General features: G+C 63.1%; 19 protein-coding genes, 3 pseudogenes and 1 riboswitch. Of the genes and pseudogenes, 14 read left to right on the forward strand and 8 right to left on the reverse strand.

Annotation, left to right across the window (positions count from 1 at the left end; translation table 11 throughout):
• The 8 genes and pseudogenes from BG60_RS16815 to BG60_RS16845 all read left to right on the forward strand — a co-directional run.
• A partial coding sequence (locus BG60_RS16815; protein WP_034472193.1) for a four-carbon acid sugar kinase family protein occupies positions 1 to 985 on the forward strand: 985 nt, incomplete at its 5' end.
• Between the two features lie 35 nt (positions 986 to 1,020).
• Positions 1,021 to 2,022, forward strand: coding sequence for a 4-hydroxythreonine-4-phosphate dehydrogenase PdxA (pdxA, locus tag BG60_RS16820; RefSeq protein WP_008347439.1), 1,002 nt, complete (start codon positions 1,021 to 1,023; stop codon positions 2,020 to 2,022).
• A gap of 48 nt (positions 2,023 to 2,070) precedes the next feature.
• Positions 2,071 to 3,450 (forward strand): CoA transferase, encoded by a 1,380-nt coding sequence (locus tag BG60_RS16825; protein WP_008347437.1) that lies wholly within the window; start codon positions 2,071 to 2,073, stop codon positions 3,448 to 3,450.
• Positions 3,451 to 3,640: 190 nt separating this feature from the next.
• The gene (locus tag BG60_RS39545) at positions 3,641 to 4,843 is read left to right on the forward strand and encodes a type VI secretion system Vgr family protein (protein ID WP_051996536.1); all 1,203 of its coding nucleotides are present in this window, start codon (positions 3,641 to 3,643) and stop codon (positions 4,841 to 4,843) included.
• 15 nt (positions 4,844 to 4,858) lie between these two features.
• Positions 4,859 to 5,062, forward strand: a pseudogene (locus BG60_RS40065) (toprim domain-containing protein); the annotation flags it as partial.
• Positions 5,063 to 5,536: 474 nt separating this feature from the next.
• The gene (xerC, locus tag BG60_RS38245) at positions 5,537 to 7,024 is read left to right on the forward strand and encodes a site-specific tyrosine recombinase XerC (protein ID WP_338152082.1); all 1,488 of its coding nucleotides are present in this window, start codon (positions 5,537 to 5,539) and stop codon (positions 7,022 to 7,024) included.
• Between the two features lie 816 nt (positions 7,025 to 7,840).
• Positions 7,841 to 7,972 (forward strand): annotated as a pseudogene (locus BG60_RS40140) (RHS repeat-associated core domain-containing protein); the annotation flags it as partial.
• A 348-nt stretch (positions 7,973 to 8,320) separates the two neighbouring features.
• A complete protein-coding gene (locus BG60_RS16845) occupies positions 8,321 to 8,749 on the forward strand; it encodes a hypothetical protein (RefSeq protein ID WP_008347430.1) in 429 nt (142 codons plus the stop codon).
• Positions 8,750 to 8,790: 41 nt separating this feature from the next.
• Here BG60_RS16845 and BG60_RS36925 read toward each other — a convergent pair whose 3' ends face one another.
• The 3 genes from BG60_RS36925 to istA all read right to left on the reverse strand — a co-directional run bounded on the left by BG60_RS36925 (position 8,791) and on the right by istA (position 11,652).
• The gene (locus BG60_RS36925; protein ID WP_235366161.1) at positions 8,791 to 8,973 is read right to left on the reverse strand and encodes a SymE family type I addiction module toxin; all 183 of its coding nucleotides are present in this window, start codon (positions 8,971 to 8,973) and stop codon (positions 8,791 to 8,793) included.
• Positions 8,974 to 9,334: 361 nt separating this feature from the next.
• The gene (istB, locus tag BG60_RS16850) at positions 9,335 to 10,123 is read right to left on the reverse strand and encodes an IS21-like element helper ATPase IstB (RefSeq protein ID WP_034472196.1); all 789 of its coding nucleotides are present in this window, start codon (positions 10,121 to 10,123) and stop codon (positions 9,335 to 9,337) included.
• A 2-nt stretch (positions 10,124 to 10,125) separates the two neighbouring features.
• Positions 10,126 to 11,652, reverse strand: coding sequence for an IS21 family transposase (gene istA / locus BG60_RS16855; RefSeq protein WP_034472199.1), 1,527 nt, complete (start codon positions 11,650 to 11,652; stop codon positions 10,126 to 10,128).
• Positions 11,653 to 11,937: 285 nt separating this feature from the next.
• Between istA and BG60_RS16860 the strand changes: the two genes are divergently transcribed.
• The 3 genes from BG60_RS16860 to BG60_RS16870 all read left to right on the forward strand — a co-directional run bounded on the left by BG60_RS16860 (position 11,938) and on the right by BG60_RS16870 (position 12,939).
• Complete coding sequence (locus tag BG60_RS16860; protein WP_008347424.1) at positions 11,938 to 12,195, forward strand: RHS repeat-associated core domain-containing protein; 258 nt, start codon at positions 11,938 to 11,940, stop codon at positions 12,193 to 12,195.
• 152 nt (positions 12,196 to 12,347) lie between these two features.
• Positions 12,348 to 12,662, forward strand: a complete 315-nt coding sequence (locus BG60_RS16865; RefSeq protein WP_008347423.1) for a hypothetical protein — start codon at positions 12,348 to 12,350, stop codon at positions 12,660 to 12,662.
• A gap of 16 nt (positions 12,663 to 12,678) precedes the next feature.
• A complete protein-coding gene (locus BG60_RS16870) occupies positions 12,679 to 12,939 on the forward strand; it encodes a PAAR domain-containing protein (protein WP_008347421.1) in 261 nt (86 codons plus the stop codon).
• Between the two features lie 56 nt (positions 12,940 to 12,995).
• On the opposite strand, the pseudogene BG60_RS16875 reads toward BG60_RS16870, so the two are convergent.
• Together BG60_RS16875 and BG60_RS16880 are read right to left on the reverse strand one after the other, a co-directional pair.
• Positions 12,996 to 13,618, reverse strand: a pseudogene (locus tag BG60_RS16875) (LysE family translocator).
• Positions 13,619 to 13,621: 3 nt separating this feature from the next.
• On the reverse strand, positions 13,622 to 14,248 hold the full coding sequence (locus tag BG60_RS16880) for an FMN-binding negative transcriptional regulator (RefSeq protein WP_008347418.1): 627 nt from the start codon (positions 14,246 to 14,248) through the stop codon (positions 13,622 to 13,624).
• Between the two features lie 86 nt (positions 14,249 to 14,334).
• Here BG60_RS16880 and pdxR point away from each other — a divergent pair, with 86 nt between their 5' ends.
• On the forward strand, positions 14,335 to 15,792 hold the full coding sequence (gene pdxR / locus BG60_RS16885) for a MocR-like pyridoxine biosynthesis transcription factor PdxR (RefSeq protein WP_008347417.1): 1,458 nt from the start codon (positions 14,335 to 14,337) through the stop codon (positions 15,790 to 15,792).
• 31 nt (positions 15,793 to 15,823) lie between these two features.
• Here pdxR and alr read toward each other — a convergent pair whose 3' ends face one another.
• On the reverse strand, positions 15,824 to 16,927 hold the full coding sequence (gene alr / locus BG60_RS16890; protein WP_008347416.1) for an alanine racemase: 1,104 nt from the start codon (positions 16,925 to 16,927) through the stop codon (positions 15,824 to 15,826).
• 174 nt (positions 16,928 to 17,101) lie between these two features.
• Here alr and BG60_RS16895 point away from each other — a divergent pair, with 174 nt between their 5' ends.
• Entirely contained in the window at positions 17,102 to 17,533 is a 432-nt protein-coding gene (locus BG60_RS16895; RefSeq protein WP_008347415.1) for a DUF6632 domain-containing protein, read from the forward strand.
• Here BG60_RS16895 and mntP read toward each other — a convergent pair.
• Entirely contained in the window at positions 17,499 to 18,068 is a 570-nt protein-coding gene (mntP, locus tag BG60_RS16900) for a manganese efflux pump MntP (RefSeq protein ID WP_008347414.1), read from the reverse strand. The genes BG60_RS16895 and mntP overlap by 35 nt on opposite strands.
• Positions 18,069 to 18,076: 8 nt before the next feature.
• Positions 18,077 to 18,243, reverse strand: a riboswitch (yybP-ykoY riboswitch).
• A gap of 100 nt (positions 18,244 to 18,343) precedes the next feature.
• On the reverse strand, positions 18,344 to 20,044 hold the full coding sequence (locus BG60_RS16905) for an outer membrane protein assembly factor BamB family protein (protein ID WP_008347413.1): 1,701 nt from the start codon (positions 20,042 to 20,044) through the stop codon (positions 18,344 to 18,346).
• A gap of 128 nt (positions 20,045 to 20,172) precedes the next feature.
• Between BG60_RS16905 and BG60_RS39965 the strand changes: the two genes are divergently transcribed.
• Complete coding sequence (locus BG60_RS39965) at positions 20,173 to 20,295, forward strand: hypothetical protein (protein ID WP_268811544.1); 123 nt, start codon at positions 20,173 to 20,175, stop codon at positions 20,293 to 20,295.
• Positions 20,296 to 20,303 lie beyond the last annotated feature (8 nt).

Below are 20,303 nucleotides of genomic sequence, written 5' to 3' on the forward strand. Positions count from 1 at the left end.
CGAAGTCGCGGCGCTGACGCGCGTCGCCGGTCCGGCGATCGTCACGCCCGCGTTTCCCGCGACGGGCCGCACGGTGCGCGATGCGCGCGTGTTCGTGCGCGGCGTGCCGCTCGAAGACACGGAAACGTGGCAGCTCGAACACGCCGGGCAGCATGCCGGCTTGCGCGAGTTGCTGGACGCGGTCGGCCTGCGCGCCGCGCATGTTCCGCTCGATGCGTTCCGCGCCGCGCCGCAGGAAGTCGCGCTGATGATCGCGTCGGCGGCGGCGTCGGGCAATGGCATCGACGCGATCATCGTCGATGCCGAAACCAGCGACGATCTCGCATCGCTCGCACGCGTGAGCGCTTCCGTCGATGAGCCGTTCTTCTGGGTCGGCTCCGGCGGACTCGCCCGCGAACTCGCCGCGCTGCCCGATCTCTTCGATACCGACGCTTCCACGCAGTCGGCGAGCATTATCGAACCGGCGCAAGGCCCGATTCTCGCGCTCGTCGGCAGCCTGTCGGCCATCTCCGAACGTCAATGCGCGCTGCTGTGCGCCGAAGCCGGCGTGTGCGAAATGATCGTGCCGCCCGCCGTGTTGCGCGACGGCGCGCGTCATCCGCAATGGCAAACGTGGAGCGCGCGCATCGGCGACGCGGTGCGCGGCAAGGAAGACGCGATCGTGCGAATCGGCCGCGACGACGCGTTCGATCCCGCCGAGGGCGCCCGCTTGTCGAACGCGCTCGCCGCGCTCGTCGCGCCGCATTTCGATGCGCTCGGCGGGCTGATCGCGACCGGCGGCGAAACGGCGCGCGCGATGCTCGCCGCCGCGAACGTCGGCAGCCTCGAACTCGTGCGCGAAATCGAAGCGGGCGTCGCGCTCGGACGGCCATCGAACGGCAAAGGGCCGTCGGTCGTCACCAAGGCCGGCGCGTTCGGCAGCGAGCACGCGCTGCTCGGCGCGTACCTGCATTTGCGCGGCGCGGATATTCCCCTCGCGCGTTGAAGCGCGTTGAAAACAGACATCACCAGACGAAAATCATGAGCAACTATCTCCCCGTAATCGGCATCACGATGGGCGACGCAAGCGGCGTCGGACCGGAAGTCGTCGTCAAGAGCCTCGCGCACGACGCGGTCTACAAGCAGTGCCGTCCGCTCGTGATCGGCGATGCGCGGCGTCTCGAACGCGCCAACGAAATCGTCGGCGGCAAGGCGACGGTGCGGCGCATCAAGGACGCGACCGAAGCGCGCTACGAGCCGGGCGTGATCGACTGCATCGACCTCGGTCTCATTCCCGACGACCTGCCCTTCGGCGAACTGTCGGCCGTTGCGGGCGATGCGGCTTACCAGTACATCGCGCGCGCCGTGGAACTGGCGCAGGCGAATCAGATCGACGCGATCTGCACCGCGCCGCTCAACAAGGAAGCGCTGCACGCGGGCGGCCACAAGTTTCCGGGCCATACGGAAATGCTCGCGCATCTGACGGGCGTGGAAGAAGTGTCGATGATGCTCGTCGCGCCGCAATTGCGCGTGATTCACGTGACGACGCATATCGGCATCATCGATGCGATCCGCAAGATCGAGCCGGGTCTCGTGCAACGCACGATCGAGCGCGGCAACGCGACGCTCGTGAAGGCGGGCATCGCGAAGCCGCGCATCGGCGTGTGCGGGATCAATCCGCACGCGGGCGAGAACGGTCTGTTCGGTTACGGCGAGGAAGAGGAAAAGATCATTCCCGCGGTGAAGCTCTTGCAGGAACGCGGCCTCGATGTGACCGGCCCGCTGCCCGCCGATACGCTGTTCTATCGCGCGGGGCGTGGCGACTTCGATCTCGTCGTCGCGATGTATCACGATCAGGGTCACGGTCCGGTGAAGGTGCTCGGTCTCGAAGCGGGCGTGAACGTGACCGTCGGTCTGGATGTGATCCGCACGTCGGTCGATCACGGCACGGCGTTCGATATCGCGGGCAAGGGCATCGCCGATGAAGGCAGCATGCTCGAAGCGCTGCGTCAGGGCGCGGAGCTGGCGACGCGGCGTCAATGACGCATATGGCGTGATAATGGGCGCTCCATCGACTCAGGAGCGCCCGACATGACTTCCTCTCTCGATACGCTGCGCAGCCTATGGCGCATCGCCGGCTTGCCCGACGATGCGCTTTCTTTCATCGACCTTCCGGGTCGCGATCCGGTTTTCCCTTCCAGTTTCGCTGTCGGCACGGCGGCGCAGGCGACCATCGGCGCGGCGGCGCTCGCGGCGTGCGAGCTTGGTTTCGCGCGCGGCGTGGAGCGGCAGCGCGTGTCCGTCGACATGACGCACGCGGCGGTCGAATGCACCGGCGCGTTCACGGTGGACGGCAAGGAGCCGGAGACATGGGGACGCTTCTCCGGTCTCTATCGATGCGCCGATGGCTACGTGCGGATTCATGCGAACTTCGAACATCATCAGGATGGCGCGCTGCTTCTGCTCGGGCTCGATCCGCGCACCGCGACGCGTGAGGACGCCGAACGCGCGCTGCTTTCGTGGCGCGCGGGCGACTACGAGAACGCGGCGGCGGAGCGCGGTCTCGTCGTGACGATGCTGCGGACGTTCGACGAATGGGATGCGACGCCGCAGGGCCAGGCTATCGCCGCGCAGCCGTTGATGACGATCACGCGCATCGGCGATGCGCCCGCGCTTGCGTTGCCTTCTTTATCGGCGGATGCGCGTCCGCTCGATGGCCTGCGCGTGCTCGATTTCACGCGCATTCTCGCGGGGCCGGTCGGCGGGCGCGCGCTCGCCGCGTTCGGCGCGGACGTGATGCTCGTGAACGGGCCGCATCTGCCGAACATTCCGGCTATCGCGGATACGAGCCGCGGAAAACGATCGGCGCTGCTCGATCTTCGGTCGCCTTCGGATCGCGAGACGCTCTGGCATCTCATCGATGACGCGCATGTGTTCGCGCAGGGGTATCGGCCGGGCGGGATCGCGTCGCTGGGATTCGGGCCGGATGAAGTGGCGCGGCATCGGCCGGGCATCGTTTATACGTCGTTGAGCGCGTATGGCGCCGAGGGACCGTGGGCCGCGCGACGCGGTTTCGATTCGCTCGTGCAGACCGCGATGGGCTTCAACGCGGCGGAGGGAGAAGCAGCCGGCGAGAGCAAGCCGCGCGTCTTGCCGATGCAGATGCTCGACATGGCGAGCGGATTTTTGATGGCGTTCGGCGCGGCGGCGGCGCTGTGGAAGCAGCAGCGTGAGGGCGGAAGCTGGCATGTGGAGGTTTCGCTCGCGCAGACGGGACATTGGTTGCGCGGGCTCGGGCGTGTGGACGGCGGGTTCGCTATCGCAAAGCCGGATCTCGCGCCGTATATGGAGCGGTATGAATCGGGATTCGGTGCGTTGATGGCGGTGCGGCCGAGCGCGCAACTTGCGCGGACGCCGGCGGGGTATGCGAGGGAATCGGCGCCGCCGGGGACGGCGCAGGCGCGGTGGTGAGGGGTGGGCTTGCGCAGTCGAGCGAGTAACGACGGTCGATGGACCGCTTGGTCGACGGAGTCCTTACTTTTATTCAGATAAGTCTCCTTGCGCTCACTGTGATGTCCATCTAAAAGTCGTGGTCAGTGTCAACTCTCGGCCGATCGTCAGGCATTCCGCCTGACATCCCCGATTTCGCACGGATCACGCAATGGAAGCACAATCAAAGCGATCCACCGCCCTCGCGCGCTGGATCACGGGCAGGCAGAACTACTATCTCAAGGTGCGAGGCGCACCGCCGAGCGATGGCCTCTCGATCATCTCCGTCAAGGCGATCGAACGGCTAGGCAGTCCGTATCACATCACGATTGAACTGACCGCCAAGGTGGAACTGGCGCGCGCCGACTATCTCGGGCACAACGCGACGTTCAGCATCGAGCCGTTACCCGGCGACGGCACGCCGCGCGAGTGGAACGGCAACATCACGCGCTTCACACGAACTCGCAAGACGCGCGACTTCTGCGCGTATCGCGTCGTCGTCGAATCGCCGCTTGCGCGTTTGCGCATCACCAAGCGCTCGCGCATCTATCAGAACAAGACCGTGCCCGAGATCATCGAGACGATCTTGCGCGATCACGATTTCCTCACGCATCAGTTCGCGTTCAAGCTGCGGCGCAAGTTTCCGAAGCTCGTCTTTCACATGCAGCATCAGCTATCGGACTGGGCGTTCATTCATCTGTTGATGCGTCAGGCGGGGCTGTTCTGTTACACGCGCCCCGGCGATTTCGGCGATCAGGTCATCTTCGCCGATGACATCGATGGATACGACTATTCGCTGCGCGCCAACGTGCTCTATCGCGAGACTTCAGGGCTGGAAACGGGCCACGAAGCGGTCTTGTCGTTGCAGCAGCAGAGTGTGACCGTCGCGCAGTCGATCCGCGTTCGCGACTACAACCCCCTGCGTTCATGGGAGCCGATCGAAGCGCAAGTCAATCTCGCGCGCGACGATAAAACCACCTACGGACAGTCCTATACGTGGGGCAGCCGCCATCTCGACGCCGACGCCGCCAAGTTCGAAGCGCAACTGCGGCACGAAGAAGCGCTGTCCGGACAGATCCGTTTTGACGGCAAGAGCACGGTGTCGGCGTTCTGTCCGGGGCTGGTGGTGCGGCTCGACGAGACGCTGCCCGATGCGCCGCATGGCATGGTGCTGTCGGAAGTGATCCACGAAGCCGGACGCGACAAGTCGTATCACAACACGTTCCGGGCCATTCCTGCCGACCGCCCCTACCGGATTCCGATGCAGGAGCACTCCTGGCCGAAGATCGTCGGCACGTTGAGCGCGCGTGTTACCACGCGTGACGACAGCGATTACGCCGAGCTGGACGAGATCATCGATGCGTTGACGTTCTGAAGCGCGGGCTATACGAACGTGACGGCGGCGTTCGGCGTGGAGGGATTCACGGACGATCACCTGGCGCTCATCAAGGCGTTGGGGGTGGAGCGCGTGATCATTGCGTTCGATCGGGATGCGGCGGGCGATGCGGGCGCGGCGAAGCTCGCGGAGCGGCTGATGGCGGAGGGTTTCGGCTGCTATCGGCTGAAGCTGCCGCACGGTCTGGACGCGAATGAATATGCGCTGAAGGTCACGCCTGCATCGAAGAGTCTGGGTGCGCTGATTCGCGCTGCGGAATGGCTCGGGAACGGGAAGGCGCCAGAGCGCGCGGCGTCGCCCGATCTGGCCGCAGTGGTGAAGCCCGCGCCTTCTTTAGCCGCTAAAGAAGCGGTTGAAGCGGCGTCGGAAAAATTACACCCTGTCAGTTCTCTGCCTGCTGCTGTGGAGCCAGCCGCGCCGGCGTTGGAGATCGCGTGTGAGGTGAGCGAAGCGGAGATCGTGTTTGCGTTGGGCGCGGTGCGTTATCGGGTGCGCGGATTCGATGCGAAAGCGGCGGGCGTGCTGAAGGTGAACGTGCTGGCCAGTTCCGGCGAATGGTTCCATGTAGACACGCTGGACCTGTACCACGCGAAGGCGCGGACGAACTACATCGCGCGCGTGGCGGCGGAGTTGCGCGTCAAAGAGGAAACGGTGAAGGCCGACCTGGGGCGCGTGCTGCTGAAGCTGGAGCTGTTGCAGGCGCAGGCGGACGCGCCCGCGTCATCGCAAGACATGAGCGAGGCGGATCGGCGCGCGGCGCTGGAGCTGCTGAACGCGCCGGACTTGCTCGGGCGGATCGTGGCGGACTTCGCGGCGTGCGGCGTGGTGGGTGAAGAGACCAATAAGCTCGTTGGCTACTTGGCGGCGGTGTCGAGGAAGCTGGATACGCCGCTGGCGGTGGTGATTCAATCGAGCAGCGCGGCGGGCAAGAGTTCGCTCATGGATGCGGTGCTGGCGTTCGTGCCGGAGGAAGAGCGCATCAAGTACAGCGAGATGACGGGACAAAGCCTGTTCTACATGGGCGAGACGAATCTGAAACACAAGGTGCTGGCGATCTGCGAAGAGGAAGGCGCGAGCCGTGCGGCGTATGCGCTCAAGCTGTTGCAGTCGGACGGCGAGCTGACGATTGCTTCGACGGGCAAGGACGCGGAGACGGGCAATCTGGTGACGCAGGAATATCGCGTGGAAGGACCGGTGTCGGTCATGCTGATCTATGTGCGCTTGTATGTGGAATGGCTGGAGGCGACGGGTCGCACGGAACAAACGGTAAAAGGCCGCGCGGTGCGGCTTGAGCGGTTCGTTGGATGGTGCGAGGTGCGCGGTCTGAGTCAGCCCGAAGAGATCACGCGGGCGGTGCTGGAGGCGTATCAACGGTATCTGTACCTGTATCGGAAGAAGGATGGCAAGCCGCTGTCGATCCGCACGCAGGAGACGATGCTCACGCCGCTGCGCGGGTGGTGCAAGTGGCTGGCACGCGAGCGGTACGTGCAGTACAACGCGGCCTCGGAGCTGGTGTTGCCGCGTGCGCCGAAGCTGCTGCCGCGCGTGGTGCTGTCGGTGGTGCAGGTGGAGCGGCTGATGGCGCAGCCGGACGTGAGCGGGAACACGGGTGCGCGCGACCGGGCGATGCTGGAGGTGTTGTACAGCACGGGGATGCGTCGCATGGAGCTGATGAACCTGACGGTATCGGAGATCGATCTGGAAGGACGCACGGTGATGATTCGCCAGGGCAAGGGACGGCGCGACCGGTATATCCCGATGGGCGAGCGGGCGTGTTACTGGGTTCAGCGTTATCTGGATGAAGTCAGGCCGCACCTGGTGGTGCGCGAGGCGTGGACGCTGTTTCTGACGGATTACGGCGAGGCGTACAGCGGCAATCGGTTGACGGATCTGGTGAAGCGGTACATGGAGTTGGCGGGCATCGGCAACGGCGCGTGTCACGCGTTACGTCATGCGTGCGCGACGCACATGCTGGAGAACGGCGCGGACGTGCGGTTCATCCAGGCGCTGCTCGGTCACGCGGATCTGTCGAGCACGCAGATTTACACGCAGGTGGCGATCGGCAAGCTCAAGGAGATTCACGCGGCCACGCATCCGGCGAAGCTGACCGCTTCTCTCTTAGCTGCCATTGATGCCGAGGCGGACGAGGACGCGCAGTAAAAAGTGAAGGACGAAGAACCGGCGTCATCGACGGGACTGCGTGAGTGATGCGCCGAATAAAAGTGAAGAACGAGAAAGGCGCATCCAGAGAAGGAAGAACCGGCGTCGTCGACGCGGTGTCGTGAGTGAAGCCAAAGAAGGAAGTGCGGCCCTGCGGGCCGAAGCGCACGAAGGGCCGGGGGTAAATGCGCTGCGCACATTTAACATAACGCAAAGGCGCATTAGCGCATTCTGGCGGGCTGGTCTAGCAGCAAGGAACGCTTGCCACTGCCCAGCCCGCCAGAATGCGCTAATACGCGCTATGTCTTGCGCCCCCGGCCCTGCCGGGTGCGCGCTGCGCACAAGAATATTCCAGTGGCCGCGTCGCGGCCAAATCTGTTGAGCACGAACAAAGCATAGTCAGCGCGCACGCGCGAGTGTGTACAGCCCCGCCGGCGTAGCCTTCGGCCACGCGGGCACCCCCAAGGGGACCAGCGCCGCTCACGCGGCGAAATCAAAAGCAAATCCAAGTCAAAAGCGAGCGGCTAAAGAGGTAGCGGGCGATGCGCCTGCGCAAAAGTGGAGCGTCGGTCTGCGAGCGCCCTGTTCCGCCGAGTCTGCCGTCTGTCGTCGGCCTGCGGCCGCCGTTAGCCGTCAGCCACGGCGGCCTACGAGCAAGCTTTACTCGGAGAAGTCGCATAGTTCGGTCTACCGATGAGCGGCTAGAATCACGTCTAGGAAAAAAATTCTGTTGGCGAGCGCGCTTCTGGCTGTAGAGGCAAGCCAGATAAGGGATAGCGCCCCGCGTGCGCGGGGCGCGTGTCCTGGCGGTTTGTTTACAATCGGCATCGGTACTATGATCCGGGTAGCGGGCGGTTCATCAGCAAGGATCCGATTGGGCTGGCGGGTGGGATCAATGTTTATCAATATGCGCCCAACCCGATTGGGTGGATCGATCCGCTTGGGTTGACTGCGGCTGGTAGTCGCCATACGTCAGGTACTGCGAGACCACCACTTACAGGTGCGGCACCAAATTCGATTTACACGAAGAGCAACGCGACAGGAACTGTCGCAGTGCAGAATTCGGTCTACGATCACAATGGTGACCTAATTGGGCAAGTGGATTTTAAAGACCACGGTGGATGTGCATGCTCTGGCCATGCCCATTTATTTCATCCGCCAGGCAGTGCGGCGAGTGTGGCTGCGGCGCATGGTCCCGGTGCTCCTCATATTCCACCAGCCGATGTCCCTGCTGAATGGAAGGCAATTCCGCTGGGTATGACACCGGCGACACCTATTGGACAGTAGGAGGCCAAGATGTCTGAAGAAGAATTGAAAAAATTGCTGCATGACTATCACAACTTCGACGATGGTCTTGTAGTGTCGTTTGGTTTCTTTTATCCGGTAGGCGAGCCACCAGCAGCTCAAGCTATTTTTTACGCGAAGAACCATTCGGCTCCCGGCGATAGATGGGACACCGTTAAAATCGTCGTCAAAGATGTTGCGGAATTCAACGCGCAGTGGAAAGGGAATCAGCCGAACTCGATTTGCACGGGTGTGCACCTGGTGAAGTTCGATGACTTATGGTGCTTGGATGTTGACGGTGTATACGGAGATGTCGAGGATCCGAAATCAATTGAAGAGGTTCGGCGGATTGGTGACTGCTATGTGATTGGTCGTGATATTCACGTGTATATCAAAGATGATAGACAAGTTGACTTATACGCGAACTTGATAACACTCTAATTACGTAAGGAAAAGGGCCACATACGCGGCCTTTTGTGCGTCTACTCGGCGGTAATGGTGAGTCGCCCGTGTTCAACATTGATTCTCACGCGCTGCCCTGCTGCGAACCCGGCCTGCTCGATCCATCGCCCGGCGAGTTTGAGCCACGGAAAACACGGCGGCTCGGTTCGCTGCCAGTAGGGTTTGGTAGAGCGGCTCTCGCGCTGCGACTGCTGAACGGTCACGAAGCGTTCCGTATCGTGTGGACGTGCTTTAAGATTCGCTAGCTTCGCGGAACTGCGCCATCCGCGCGCCAAGAGCGACGAAAAACGAGCGTGGTGAACCGATGACCGTCAAGACCAAGCCCTTCGGGCGCTGCGCGGCCTTGACGGATTCGGGCGCGATGGGCGAAGACTTGCGCGAACGTGGCGCATCGGTGTGCTTCGGCCAAGTTCCGCCGCGTCTGCGGTCGGCCTGCGGCCGCCGTCAGCCACTGCGGGTAACGAGCAAGCGTTACTCGGATGTTGCCTTTCGCCGTAAAGGAGCCGGGTGTTTTCGGCGTAATGGCGCCAGCGAAGGGCGCCTGATTCGGGGCTCGAACGGGGATCAAGAATCCTTGTTTTTACCTCCTTTCGCAAGTGCTGATTTGTTGCTTTCGGGCATCGGGCGTGGAACACGGTAGCTCTCGCCGTCGAGCACGACGCGGTACGCGGCATGTCGCAGACGATCAAGCGTTGCGGCACCGAGCATTTTGTTGGTCGCGAACGCGTCGCCCCATTCGGTAAAATCCAAATTACTCGTTAAGACGGTCGACGTACGCTCGTACCTCTCGGCAATCAGATCGTGGAAGTCTTCGTCTTCAGGCGTGCGCATGGGTTTCAGTCCAAAGTCGTCAATGATGAGCAGCGGCACCTTGGCAAGCGCCTGGAAGCGTCGGTCGTAGGAGCCGACGGCTTGCGCGTTGCGTAGCGCGCCGAGAAGCCGGGTCTGGGTCATGAACAGGACATCGTGACCTTGCCGGGCGGCGGAGTGGCCCAGTGCCTGCGCCAGATGGCTTTTGCCCGTTCCGCAAGGACCGGCGATTAGCACGCTGACCTTCTCATCGATGAAGCGACAGGTCGCAAGATCATGGACGACGGCGCGATTAAGATTGGGTAGCCGGTCGAAGTCGAAACCTTCCAGTGTCTTCTGTCCACGGAAGTTCGCGCGGCGCATGCGGGCGTCGAGCTTTCGATGATCGCGCCGTGCGATCTCGTCCTGGATAAGCAACGTCAGGAAATCGGTATAGGCGAGCTTACGGTCGATGGCTTCACGGTTGCGTGCTTCGAGCGTGTCGAGGATGCCGGACAGTCGCAGTTGCTTAAGAGAAGACGTGAGTTCGGGAATTGGATTCATGTTCAATGGATCAGGAGAGTCTGGGTATCGCGGCAGAAGCGGCCGCCGTGGGTGTAGGTGGTCGCGCCTGATTCAACGGGTTCGATCGACAGCCAAGTCTGATCGAGGCCTTTCTGCAAGATCAGCTTGACGGCTTTGTAGCTCGGCGTGCCGAAGTGATTCGCGCGACGGCAGGCCGCCTCCAAGCGGGACGCGCCGAACTGCTGAGCGAAGCGCAGCACGCCCTGGACGGCGCGCAGCTTGATGAGAACCTGATCGCCGAAGAGCGCTTGAACAAGCGCGTAGCACGACGGCCCGATACGCTGCGCTTCTCTCAGGCACCATTGGGGGTCGTGCAGTTGCCAGGCCTGTGCTGCTGGCGGCATGTGATCGGCCACCGTGCTACGCGTTCCTGGCGCCGTCTGGCGGACATGCGATGCCGACAGTTCGTGCTCGTAGTAGAGCTGCACCATGGTGGCGGTCGCCTTGAGCCACAGATCTTTACCGGCAAGCCGGAACGGCACGGAATAGTAGGCGCGCTCGAATTGCACATGGGCGTCGCGATGAACCTTCACGCGCGCCCAGGTTGCCAGCTCGGGCGGCACATCGGGAAGCGGCTGCAACAGCGCCTGTTCAACGTCTTCGAAACGCTTGAGCGGCACCTCGCGCGTCGTGCCATGCGTCCGGGTGCTGGCCTCTTGCATCACCCAGGCTTGCGCTTGCCGGTTGGCGTCGTCCAGATCACGAAATTCGCGAAGAGGAAGGAAGCTCGACTTCACGTATTTGACGCCCGATTCGACAATTCCCTTTTTAGCCGGGTCCCTCGGCGGACACGGATCGATCTTGAACGAATACCCTTCGGCGCATTGTGCATAGGCCCGCTGGACTTCGGGTTCGTAGATACAGGCCTTGACGATGGCACACTTGGGGTTATCGATGGTGACGCGTCCCACTACGCCATTGAACCATTCGAAGGCGTGACGATGACATAGCAACCATGTGTCGACGCTCTGGTCGCGGACAAACTCGACGTATTGATGCCGCGACCAGCACAAGGTCATTACGAAGAACCACGTCTTGTGGACCTCGCCCGTGTGCGCGTCCGTGATGGTCGGACCTGCGCCGAAATCAACCTGCGCGGCTTCCGCAGGTTTGAACTCCAGCCGCATCGGTACATCCGGCGTGAGCTCTGCCTTCAATTGCTGAAGTAGCCTGTAGACGGATGAGTAGCTTCCCTCGTAGCCGTGGTTGCGCACCAGCGCGCTGTGAATCGTCGTGCCGGGCACGCCCGCGTCGTGCCACTGCGCAATCTGCTCGCGCCACGGCTCGGCCGACGAGATACAGCTCGCAGGCAGGAACTCCCTTCGGCTGAACGCTGACGCAAGCTGCGCGTCATCCGGCAGAGCGTTGTCCGGAGAAAGCCACCCCCGCTCGGTTGCGATCTCCCGTACGGCTGCCAGCTTCTTACGGCCCATGATCTTCGAGCGGTCGATATCCCGGTCGGAGTCACCCTGGCGCATTCGCACCAGAACCTGTCGATATTGGTACATCTCGAACTTCCTCTTCAAGCCACCCTCCGGAGCAAATGCGTGCCACGAGGGTAGCGGTTGGCGAAGTTCGAGCGCCCGACTCAGATGCCAGTGGCGCCTTTATGGCGAAAATCTACTGGCGCCTATACGCCGAAAGACTTGTGGCGCCTAAACGCCGAAAAGTCCCCGGCGCCTTTATGCCGAAAACGGTTTGGCTCCTTAACGGCGAAAGTTCACATCGGACGAGTCGCATAGTTCGGGCTACCGATGAGCGTCTAGAATCGCGTCTACAAAAATAATTCTCTCGTGCATGAGCTCGTCGAGCTGGACGGCTTGCTGGATAAGGGACTGCGGCCTGCGCGCGAGGAGTTTGTGTCCAGGCGAAGTCAGACGGGGCTTCATTACAACCGGCATCCGTACGATGATCCGGCGACGGGCAGATTCATATCGAAGGACCTGATTGGCCTTACGGGCGGACTCAACGCCGTTGCCGCCGATCGGGATATTCAAGTCAAGGTAGACGAATCGAATCGTCGCAATCGAAGAATCATCGAAGGCCGCTAGAGAGACTCGACAATGGAAACATGCCAGAAGGACGGAGCGTCCGTAAGATACACGTCTGCCCGGTGGTCTTGCCGTGGGTGAACATGTCGTTAGCGTCGAGCAAGAAAAGCTACGGGCCTTCCTGAGACGACGATGAACAAAGGAGTTGATCGATGGATATTCATCTCAAGAAGGCGTACGAGATTCATGTTGGTCAAGGCATCGACCAGCAAAGGCTACTCGACGCCATCGCCGCTGAACTTGGCGCTCGCGGTATCAGGCGTGATTCCTACCGCTTAGGTGACGACCCGCATATCGGGTTTGGAGAGTTGCGCCTGTCCGAGGAAGATGGTTACTGGGTCGTATGCGTCGACGAGCGAGGCGCCTCGTTCAATCCTTGCATATTCACCGACTATTTCGACGCGGTGAAATTCTTCATCTTCGAATTGTCCGGCGCAAGCGCTGAACCGATCTGGAAAAACCTCTAACCGCACGATAACGAAAATGACTTCAATAGCATGCGTAGGCGACGCGACCACCCACGGCGGCCGCATCATCACGGGCTCCGACACGATGGACATCAAGGGCCGCGGGGCCGCGAGAATGGGCGACTTGGTGACATGCCCCGAACACGGCACGAACCCGATCATTCAGTGTTCCGATATGTTGATCGACACGAACGGCAATGGCGTCGCGCTGGATGGGCATCTGACCGCCTGCGGCAGCCGTGTGCTTGCCGTCGAAAGTCACGGCAGTATTGATTAGAAGCCCTCTTCAGGGAAGGTCATGCGAGGAACAGATAATCGCGTGAGGCCGGTTCCCTAACTCGGGATCGCCCTCCGCGCAAACGCGAGATATCCACCCAATGCCAGCATGACGACGCCCGAGGTCCGCGTGAGCATCCTCGCGCGCGCGACGCGTGCGGCGCTCGACTTCAGCAGACGCGAAGCGGCGAGCACCGCGCCCACGTCGACAAGCGTATTAAGCACGACGCAAATGCTCCCGAGCATCGCCAGTTGCGGAATCAGCGCATGCCCCGGCGAAACGAACTGCGGAAGAAAGGCGAGAAAAACAGCGCCGTCTTGACGTTGAGCGCTTCGACCAGGACGCCTTCGCGAAACGCACGCCGCGCACCGTGCGATGCAACCGGCGCGACGCCGCCCGCTTCGCCTTCGCGAAACAGAAGCCGAACGCCCAGATAAATCAGATACGCCGCGCCGACGTACTTCACGACGCTAAAGAGCGTCGCCGAGCGCGCGATCAACAGGGATAGCCCGAGCGCCGCCGCGGCCACATGGACGAGACCGCCCACCGCCGTGCCGAGACACGACGCCATGCCTTCGGAACGACCACCAGCGACAGTGCGAGCCACGACATACGCGAGGCCCGGACCGGGCGTAATGGCGAGAGCGATCGCCGCGATCAGAAAAGCAATAAAAGCCATGAACTAGTCTCCCGCCCGCCCCATCACCCGTGCCAGCTCCCCTTTCCCCCGCGCGTCGAGCGCATCCGCCGCACCGATCCGATCGCGCGTTTCCTTGTTCTGACTCAGCTTCGACTTGCCGACAAGCGACGTCACCGCGATTTCGATGCCCACGATATTCCGCAGCATCCCATCGATGAATTCGCGCTCGGAATCGCCCATCTTCCACGGCTTCGGCTCGTTCGCCTCGTGCCGCCGCGTCAGACGCGCGACGAGACCGCGCACGAACTGCTCGTCGTCGCGCACGGTGAGCACGCCGTGCGCGTGCACGACTTCGTAGTTCCACGTCGGCACTTGCCGATGCGTCTCATGCTTGCTCGGATACCAGTTCGGCGAGACATAACCCTCCGCGCCGCGAAAAATCACCATGACGGGCGTGCCGCCCGGGCAACGCTGCCACACGTCGTTGGCGCGCGCGACGTGCGCCGTCAGCAAGCCATGCTCGCCCTGCGCCGGATCGAACTCGAACGGAATGTGATTGGCGTCGAGACCGGCGGCGTCGTGCGTCACCAGCATTCCGAGCGGATGCCCACGAATGATCCGATGCAGCTCTTCAGGGCGAGTCTCGGCGAAATGCGGCGGAATATACATCCTGGATGCCCGATGGAAAGTGGCGGAACCCCGTCACTATCGCCCGAAACAGGCACAATAAGAAGATCCAGTTTCGAGCAATTTTCATGGTCCAGTTGAAAGACGCCATCGGCACCGGACGGCGCATTTACGATCTGCTGCGCGCCCAGATCGCCGATGGCACGTTGCCCGCCGGCGCTCCCGCACCTTCTACGCGCGCGCTGGCGGCCGATCTCGGCGTCTCGCGCACGACCGTCACGGCAGCGTACGAACAGCTCGCGGCGGAGGGCTTTCTCGTCACGTCGGCGGGACGCGTGGCGCGAGTCGCCACGCCGCCGATGCCGCTCGCGCCGCCGATTCCCGCGCGCGCCGAACGCACCGCGCCCGCCCTTTCCGCCTATGGCCGGCGCGTTTCTACACTGCCGATGCCCGTTCTCGCGCAAGTGACGAAAGGCAGCATCAACTTCCTGTACGGCGCAGTGTCCGCGCGCGACTTTCCTTCGTTGATCTGGAAACGCGCGTATCAGGCCGAACTGCTGCATCAACCGGACAGCCTCTATTACGTCGCGCCCGAAGGCGACGCGTCGCTCAGGCGCGCGTTGCAGGCGTATCTCGGCCGCGCGCGCGGGCTCGTCTGCGATAGCGATCAGATCGTCGTCGTGAACGGCACGCAGCAGGCGCTCGATCTTTGCGCGCGGCTGCTGCTCGATCCCGGCGACGCCTTCGCATTCGAAGATCCCGGCTATCTGATCGCGCGGCATTGCTTCGAGGCATCGGGCGGCGTGGCGCTGCCGGTGCCCGTCGACGAAAACGGTCTCGATACGCGCCGCCTTCCCGCCGATGGACGCGCGCGGCTCGCCTACGTGACGCCATCGCACCAGTTTCCGCTGGGCGGCGTGCTGCCGATCGGCCGCCGTCTCGAATTGCTCGAATGGGCGCAACGGCACGACGCGTGGATCATCGAAGACGATTACGACGGCGAGTTCCGATACGGCCAGCGCCCGATCGACGCCTTGCAATCGATCGATACGAATGGCCGCGTGATCTACATCGGCACGTTTTCGAAGGCGCTTTCGCCGCATCTGCGGCTCGGCTACATGATCCTGCCGCACGATCTCGTGCCGGCGTTCCGTCAGGCGAAGCGGCTCGCGGATCGTCATTCGGCCGTCATCGATCAGCGCGTGCTCGCGGCGCTAATCGAAAGCGGCGCGTATGAGCGTCACGTGCGGCGCGTGCGGCGCGAATACGAACGGCGGCGCGCGGCCTTGCTCGACGCCATCGCCGATCTTCTTCCGAAGCGCGCGCACGCGACGGGCACGGCTGCCGGATTGCACGTCACGCTGTGGCTGCCCTTCATCGACGCGGCGCACGAAGCCGCGCTCGTCGCCGCCGCGCATGCGAAGGGCGTGGGCGTCTATCCGGTGTCGCCGCTTCATGTCGCGCCGTGCGGCGGCACGTCGAACCGGACGGCCGGGCTCATCCTCGGCTATGCGAGCGTGCCGGTCGAGCAGATCCGCAAAGGCATCGAAATCCTCGCCGATGTGATCGCGCATTTTCGAACGTAAGCACTGCCTTCGAGACGCGTCATCGTGAGCGTCATGCCGAATGCGCTTCTGCCCGATTCGAAACGCCCGCGTCGATCGCGACGGGCACGCGCCGCGCGAGCGCGCACATCAACTCGTAGCCGATCGTGCCGGACGGTTCGGCCACTTCATCGACCCGGACGCGTTCGCCCCACAGTTCCACCGGCGATCCGATGCCCGCAGCCGGACACGGCGTGAGATCGACGGTGAGCATGTCCATCGACACGCGTCCGACGATGCGCGTACGCACGCCATCGACGATGACGGGCGTGCCCGTCGGCGCGTGACGCGGATAGCCGTCCGCGTAGCCGCATGCGACCACGCCGATCTTCATCGCGCGATCCGCGGTGAAAGTGCGGCCATAGCCGATCGTCTCGCCCGCCGCGAGCGTCTGCACGCCGATGATGCGGCTCTCGAGCGTCATCGCCGCGCGCAACGGGAAATGCTCGATGTGGCGCGCGCAGCCCGTCGGCGAGGCGCCGTAGAGGATCGTGCCCGGCCGCACCCAGTCGCGATGCGCGCGCGGATGCCACAGCACCGCCGCCGAATTCGACAGCGAGCGCGTGCCGGGAAGATCGCGCGTGGCCGCTTCGAATTCGTCTATCTGCCAGTCGATCGCGCCTTCGTCGGCGTTCGCGAAGTGACTCATCAGGCCGATCGAGCCGATCGCCGCGATATCCGACGCCCTTTTCCAAGCCTCGACGAATTCGCCCGGCCGATAGCCGAGCCGGTTCATGCCCGAGTTCATCTTCAACTGTATGTCGATGCGCTCGTTCGGCCGCGCCGCCTTCAGCAACGCAAGCTGCTCGTCGCAATGCACCGTGACCGTGAGCCGGTGACGATCCGCCGTTTCGACATCCGCGGGCTCGAAAACGCCTTCGAGCAAAAGAATCGGCTTTTTCCAGCCGAGCTCGCGCACGCGGACGGCTTCATCGAGATCGAGCAGCGCGATGCCGTCGGCTTCAGCGAGCGCCGGATAAATGCGCTCGATGCCGTGACCATAAGCATTCGCCTTGATGACGGACCACACGCGCGACGACGGCGCCGTGCGTTTGACAAGTTGAAGATTCTGTCGGATGGCGTCGAGATGGATGCGCGCGGAAATCGGACGTGGCATGACGTGCTGGATTTGTGGTTGAAGGCAGTGGAATGATGAATCGTATCGGCCTAATGGCAGTCGTTGTTATTTTATTTGCGCCGATTTTTGGTGGAAACGCCTGCCGCCATCGATGGCTTTCGCGGTGCGCTTCGCGGTATCTTGTCGCTCATGTCGCGCCGCCAAGGAGCCGCCATGAACGACGCCCGTCGCCTCGCCTGCCTGCGCATCGTGCTCGCCGTCGTCGGGCTGATCGCGCTCTTCGCCTTCTATCCGCTCATGCTGCTCTGGCCTTCTGGATGGGCGTGGGATGCCGGCCACGAAGGCCATTCGGAATACGCGATGATGATCGTCGGCATCTACGCGACGCTCGGCGTTTTCCTGCTGATCGCATCGCGCGAGCCGATGAGGCATCTGAGCCTCATCTGGTTCACGGTGTGGTCGAGCGTCGTGCACGGCGCGATCATGGCCGTGCAGTCGTTCGGCGGCGCGGGGCGCCACCTCGGTCATCTGGCGGGTGACGTGCCCGCGCTTTTCATCGTCGCCGCCGTGCTCGCGATTCTCACGCCGCGCGGCGGCAAGGCGCGCATCCTCAGCCGAGATGGCCGAGATGTTCGGCCAGAATGACGCTGCCGACGCCGATCAGAATCAGCCCGCCGACGATTTCCGCCCGCTTGCCGATCGTCGCGCCGACGAGCCGGCCGACCATCACGCCGACCGTCACCATCAGCATCGTCGCGAAACCGATGGTCGCGGCCGTCGAGAAGATATCGACATCGATGAACGCGAGGCCCGCGCCGACCGCCATCGCGTCGATGCTGGTCGCGAAACCGGTGAGCGCCAACACCCAGAACGAATGCGAATTGGGCTTTTCCGCTTCGTGGCTCACGCTGCTGAAACCTTCGCGGATCATGCGCGCGCCGAGCAGGAAGAGCAGGCCGAACGCGATCCAGTGATCCCACGCGGTGACATACTGCGCGGCCGCCCTGCCGAGCGCCCAGCCGACGAGCGGCGTCAGGGCTTCGATCACGCCAAAGATCACGCCGGTCTTCAACGCTTCCGCGATGCGCGGCTTGTGCAGGGTCGCGCCCTTGCCGACGGCTGCGGCGAACGCGTCGGTGGACATGGCGAAGGCTAGAAAAATTGTGGAGGCGAGATTCATCGAGTAGCGCTCTGGTCGGGCAAGATGGAACGACAGAACGCGCGCCCGACCGGTCGCGAATTCTGTCGATGGTCTTGCCAACCTTTGATGGCTGCTCATGCCACGGCCTGAACGACCGAGCGTGTTGACATGAGCGCTTTCCCTGTGCAGGAAAGCCGGCTACTCCCCAGCGAAGAACCGAGAGCTTAACATGACTTCGCGACCGTTCCACGGCGTTTCGGCTGGTTGCGGCGCGCTCGCGGCGTCACGCCCGGCGCCGCGTTCGCGCGCCGATCCTATTTCGACAACAGCCCGAACACGGCGACGCCGTTCTTCGTGCCGACATACACCTTGCCGTTCGCGATCATCGGCGTGATGAACTTGTTGCCCGCACCGAACTGGTCGCGCGTGCCGGCGTCGTTGCTGCTGTAGAGCTGGCGCGCGAGATTGGCCGCGTCGTAGGCGCGCAGCGCGCCTGTCGCGCCGTTCTCCGCCGCCCACAGAATGCCGTTCGCCGTGCCGTTCGCGGAAATGCTCGGCGTCGCGCCGGGGAAGCCGAACGCATTCGACGTCTGACTCGTCGACGTCGCCGAAAGCAACGCGTTGCTGACCGCGAACGCCCGAATGCTGTCGCCGACCGCGCCGAAATAGACCGTGTTGTTGAAATACGCGGGCGCGCCGAACATCGCCCCGCGAATCTGGCCGACGAGTTCCTGATAGATGTGGTCCGCATTCGAATCGAACTTGCCCATCGAGAAGCGGTTCACGACGTAGATCGTCGAGTTCTTGCCCGCGCCGATCGCCAGATGCCGGACCGTGCCGCCCGCATCGGTGAAGTCCGGCAGCACCATCGCGCCGCCGGAACCGAGATCTTCGTCCTCGTTCGACTCCTGCACCGTGTTCGACGGCTCGAAATAGTCCTGCACCCTGAGCGGCGACGTTTCCAGCCGCAAAAAACCGTTGCCGAAGTTGCCGTTGATCGGCATCTCCTGCGCGTTTTGGGTCGGATCGAAGGTGCCGTTGGCGTCGAGGAAAAAGATCGCCTGGCCGTCCGATGCAAGGCCCGCGCCGCTCATCCAGATCGAGCCCATCTGGCCGTTCGGCGTGAGGTTCAGCACGCTCGCCTGTTGCAGGGTCGCGGCGTCGTAGCCCATGACCCAGCCGGTGTACGGCATGAAGTCGCAATGCGAAGTCCACGCCGTGTAGACGACGCCGTTCAGCAGCAGCAACGCCGCGCGCTCGGCGTACTGGCCGGGATCGAACGTCAGCGTGCCGTTCTGGCTGCCCGCGCCGTTGCCCGGATACGTCGCCCGGATTTCGGTGGGGCCGTTGAAGAGCTCGGCGCCCGTCGCGACATCGAGCGCGTGAATGCGCTGGTGATACGCGCCCGACGCATCCTTCGACATGCCGACGACATACATCGCGCCATTCGGGCCGCGCGTCCGGTCGATGACCGGCGTCGCCGTGACACCGATTGTCGGCGTGATCTGATGACAGTTGTGGTCGTCGCTCGGCGACTCGCCGCTGCCGAGCGTCGAGACTTTCCACAGCACCGCGCCGCTGTCGGCGTCGAAAGCGTAGACGCTGGCGTTTTCCGTCGCGACGTAGAGCACGTTGCGCGTGCCGCCCGCGATCGGTACGCCCGCCAGAAAGAGCGGCTGCGCGTCGACGGCGCCATCGACGGAAAAGAGCGCGAGCTTGCCGAAAGTACGCTGATTGACGTTCGCCGGCGTGAGGACGGTTTCCGCGAGTTGCTGTCCGGTGCGCGCGATGTCGTTGTGCCAGGTGACGACATCTTTCGACACCGCAGCCAGAGGCGCCGATGCCCCCGCCGGGCTCGATGCCCCCGACGGGCTCGATGCCGCCGCCGGCGCGCCGCCGCTCGCCGCAGACGAAGTGGCGCTATCGCCGGAACCGCCACTGCACGCGACGACGATCGCCGCGATGAGCACAACGGCGCCGATCGCCGCGATACGAGCCGGAAAGTGCGTCTTCATCTGGATGCTCCTTCAGAGCGTTTCGCCTTTGCGTACGGTCAATTCCCCGAAAGATATTTGTTGCAATGCGTCATAATGTGCTAACCTAGGGTTATTACCTAGTTAGTTACCCCAGTACGGAGTTCATCATGGGAATCATCGCTGCCACGCCGATCGCCCTCGTTTCCTTCATCGTCGCCGCCGTCCGCAATGCGCTGAGCGCGCGCGCGAAGGTCAGCGCGCTCATGGCCGAGGCTTATCGCCGGACGTAACGTGCAGG

The organism is Caballeronia zhejiangensis (assembly GCF_000698575.1).
Classification (GTDB): domain Bacteria; phylum Pseudomonadota; class Gammaproteobacteria; order Burkholderiales; family Burkholderiaceae; genus Caballeronia; species Caballeronia zhejiangensis.

Bases quoted from the DNA above. Each gene is read 5' to 3' on its own strand.
- pdxA (WP_008347439.1), top strand. From the start codon at position 1,021: ATGAGCAACTATCTCCCCGTAATCGGCATCACGATGGGCGACGCAAGC.
- BG60_RS16825 (WP_008347437.1), top strand. From the start codon at position 2,071: ATGACTTCCTCTCTCGATACGCTGCGCAGCCTATGGCGCATCGCCGGC.
- BG60_RS39545 (WP_051996536.1), top strand. From the start codon at position 3,641: ATGGAAGCACAATCAAAGCGATCCACCGCCCTCGCGCGCTGGATCACG.
- BG60_RS16845 (WP_008347430.1), top strand. From the start codon at position 8,321: ATGTCTGAAGAAGAATTGAAAAAATTGCTGCATGACTATCACAACTTC.
- istB (WP_034472196.1), bottom strand. From the start codon at position 10,123: ATGAATCCAATTCCCGAACTCACGTCTTCTCTTAAGCAACTGCGACTG.
- istA (WP_034472199.1), bottom strand. From the start codon at position 11,652: ATGTACCAATATCGACAGGTTCTGGTGCGAATGCGCCAGGGTGACTCC.
- BG60_RS16865 (WP_008347423.1), top strand. From the start codon at position 12,348: ATGGATATTCATCTCAAGAAGGCGTACGAGATTCATGTTGGTCAAGGC.
- BG60_RS16870 (WP_008347421.1), top strand. From the start codon at position 12,679: ATGACTTCAATAGCATGCGTAGGCGACGCGACCACCCACGGCGGCCGC.
- BG60_RS16880 (WP_008347418.1), bottom strand. From the start codon at position 14,248: ATGTATATTCCGCCGCATTTCGCCGAGACTCGCCCTGAAGAGCTGCAT.
- pdxR (WP_008347417.1), top strand. From the start codon at position 14,335: ATGGTCCAGTTGAAAGACGCCATCGGCACCGGACGGCGCATTTACGAT.
- alr (WP_008347416.1), bottom strand. From the start codon at position 16,927: ATGCCACGTCCGATTTCCGCGCGCATCCATCTCGACGCCATCCGACAG.
- BG60_RS16895 (WP_008347415.1), top strand. From the start codon at position 17,102: ATGAACGACGCCCGTCGCCTCGCCTGCCTGCGCATCGTGCTCGCCGTC.
- mntP (WP_008347414.1), bottom strand. From the start codon at position 18,068: ATGAATCTCGCCTCCACAATTTTTCTAGCCTTCGCCATGTCCACCGAC.
- BG60_RS16905 (WP_008347413.1), bottom strand. From the start codon at position 20,044: ATGAAGACGCACTTTCCGGCTCGTATCGCGGCGATCGGCGCCGTTGTG.
- BG60_RS39965 (WP_268811544.1), top strand. From the start codon at position 20,173: ATGGGAATCATCGCTGCCACGCCGATCGCCCTCGTTTCCTTCATCGTC.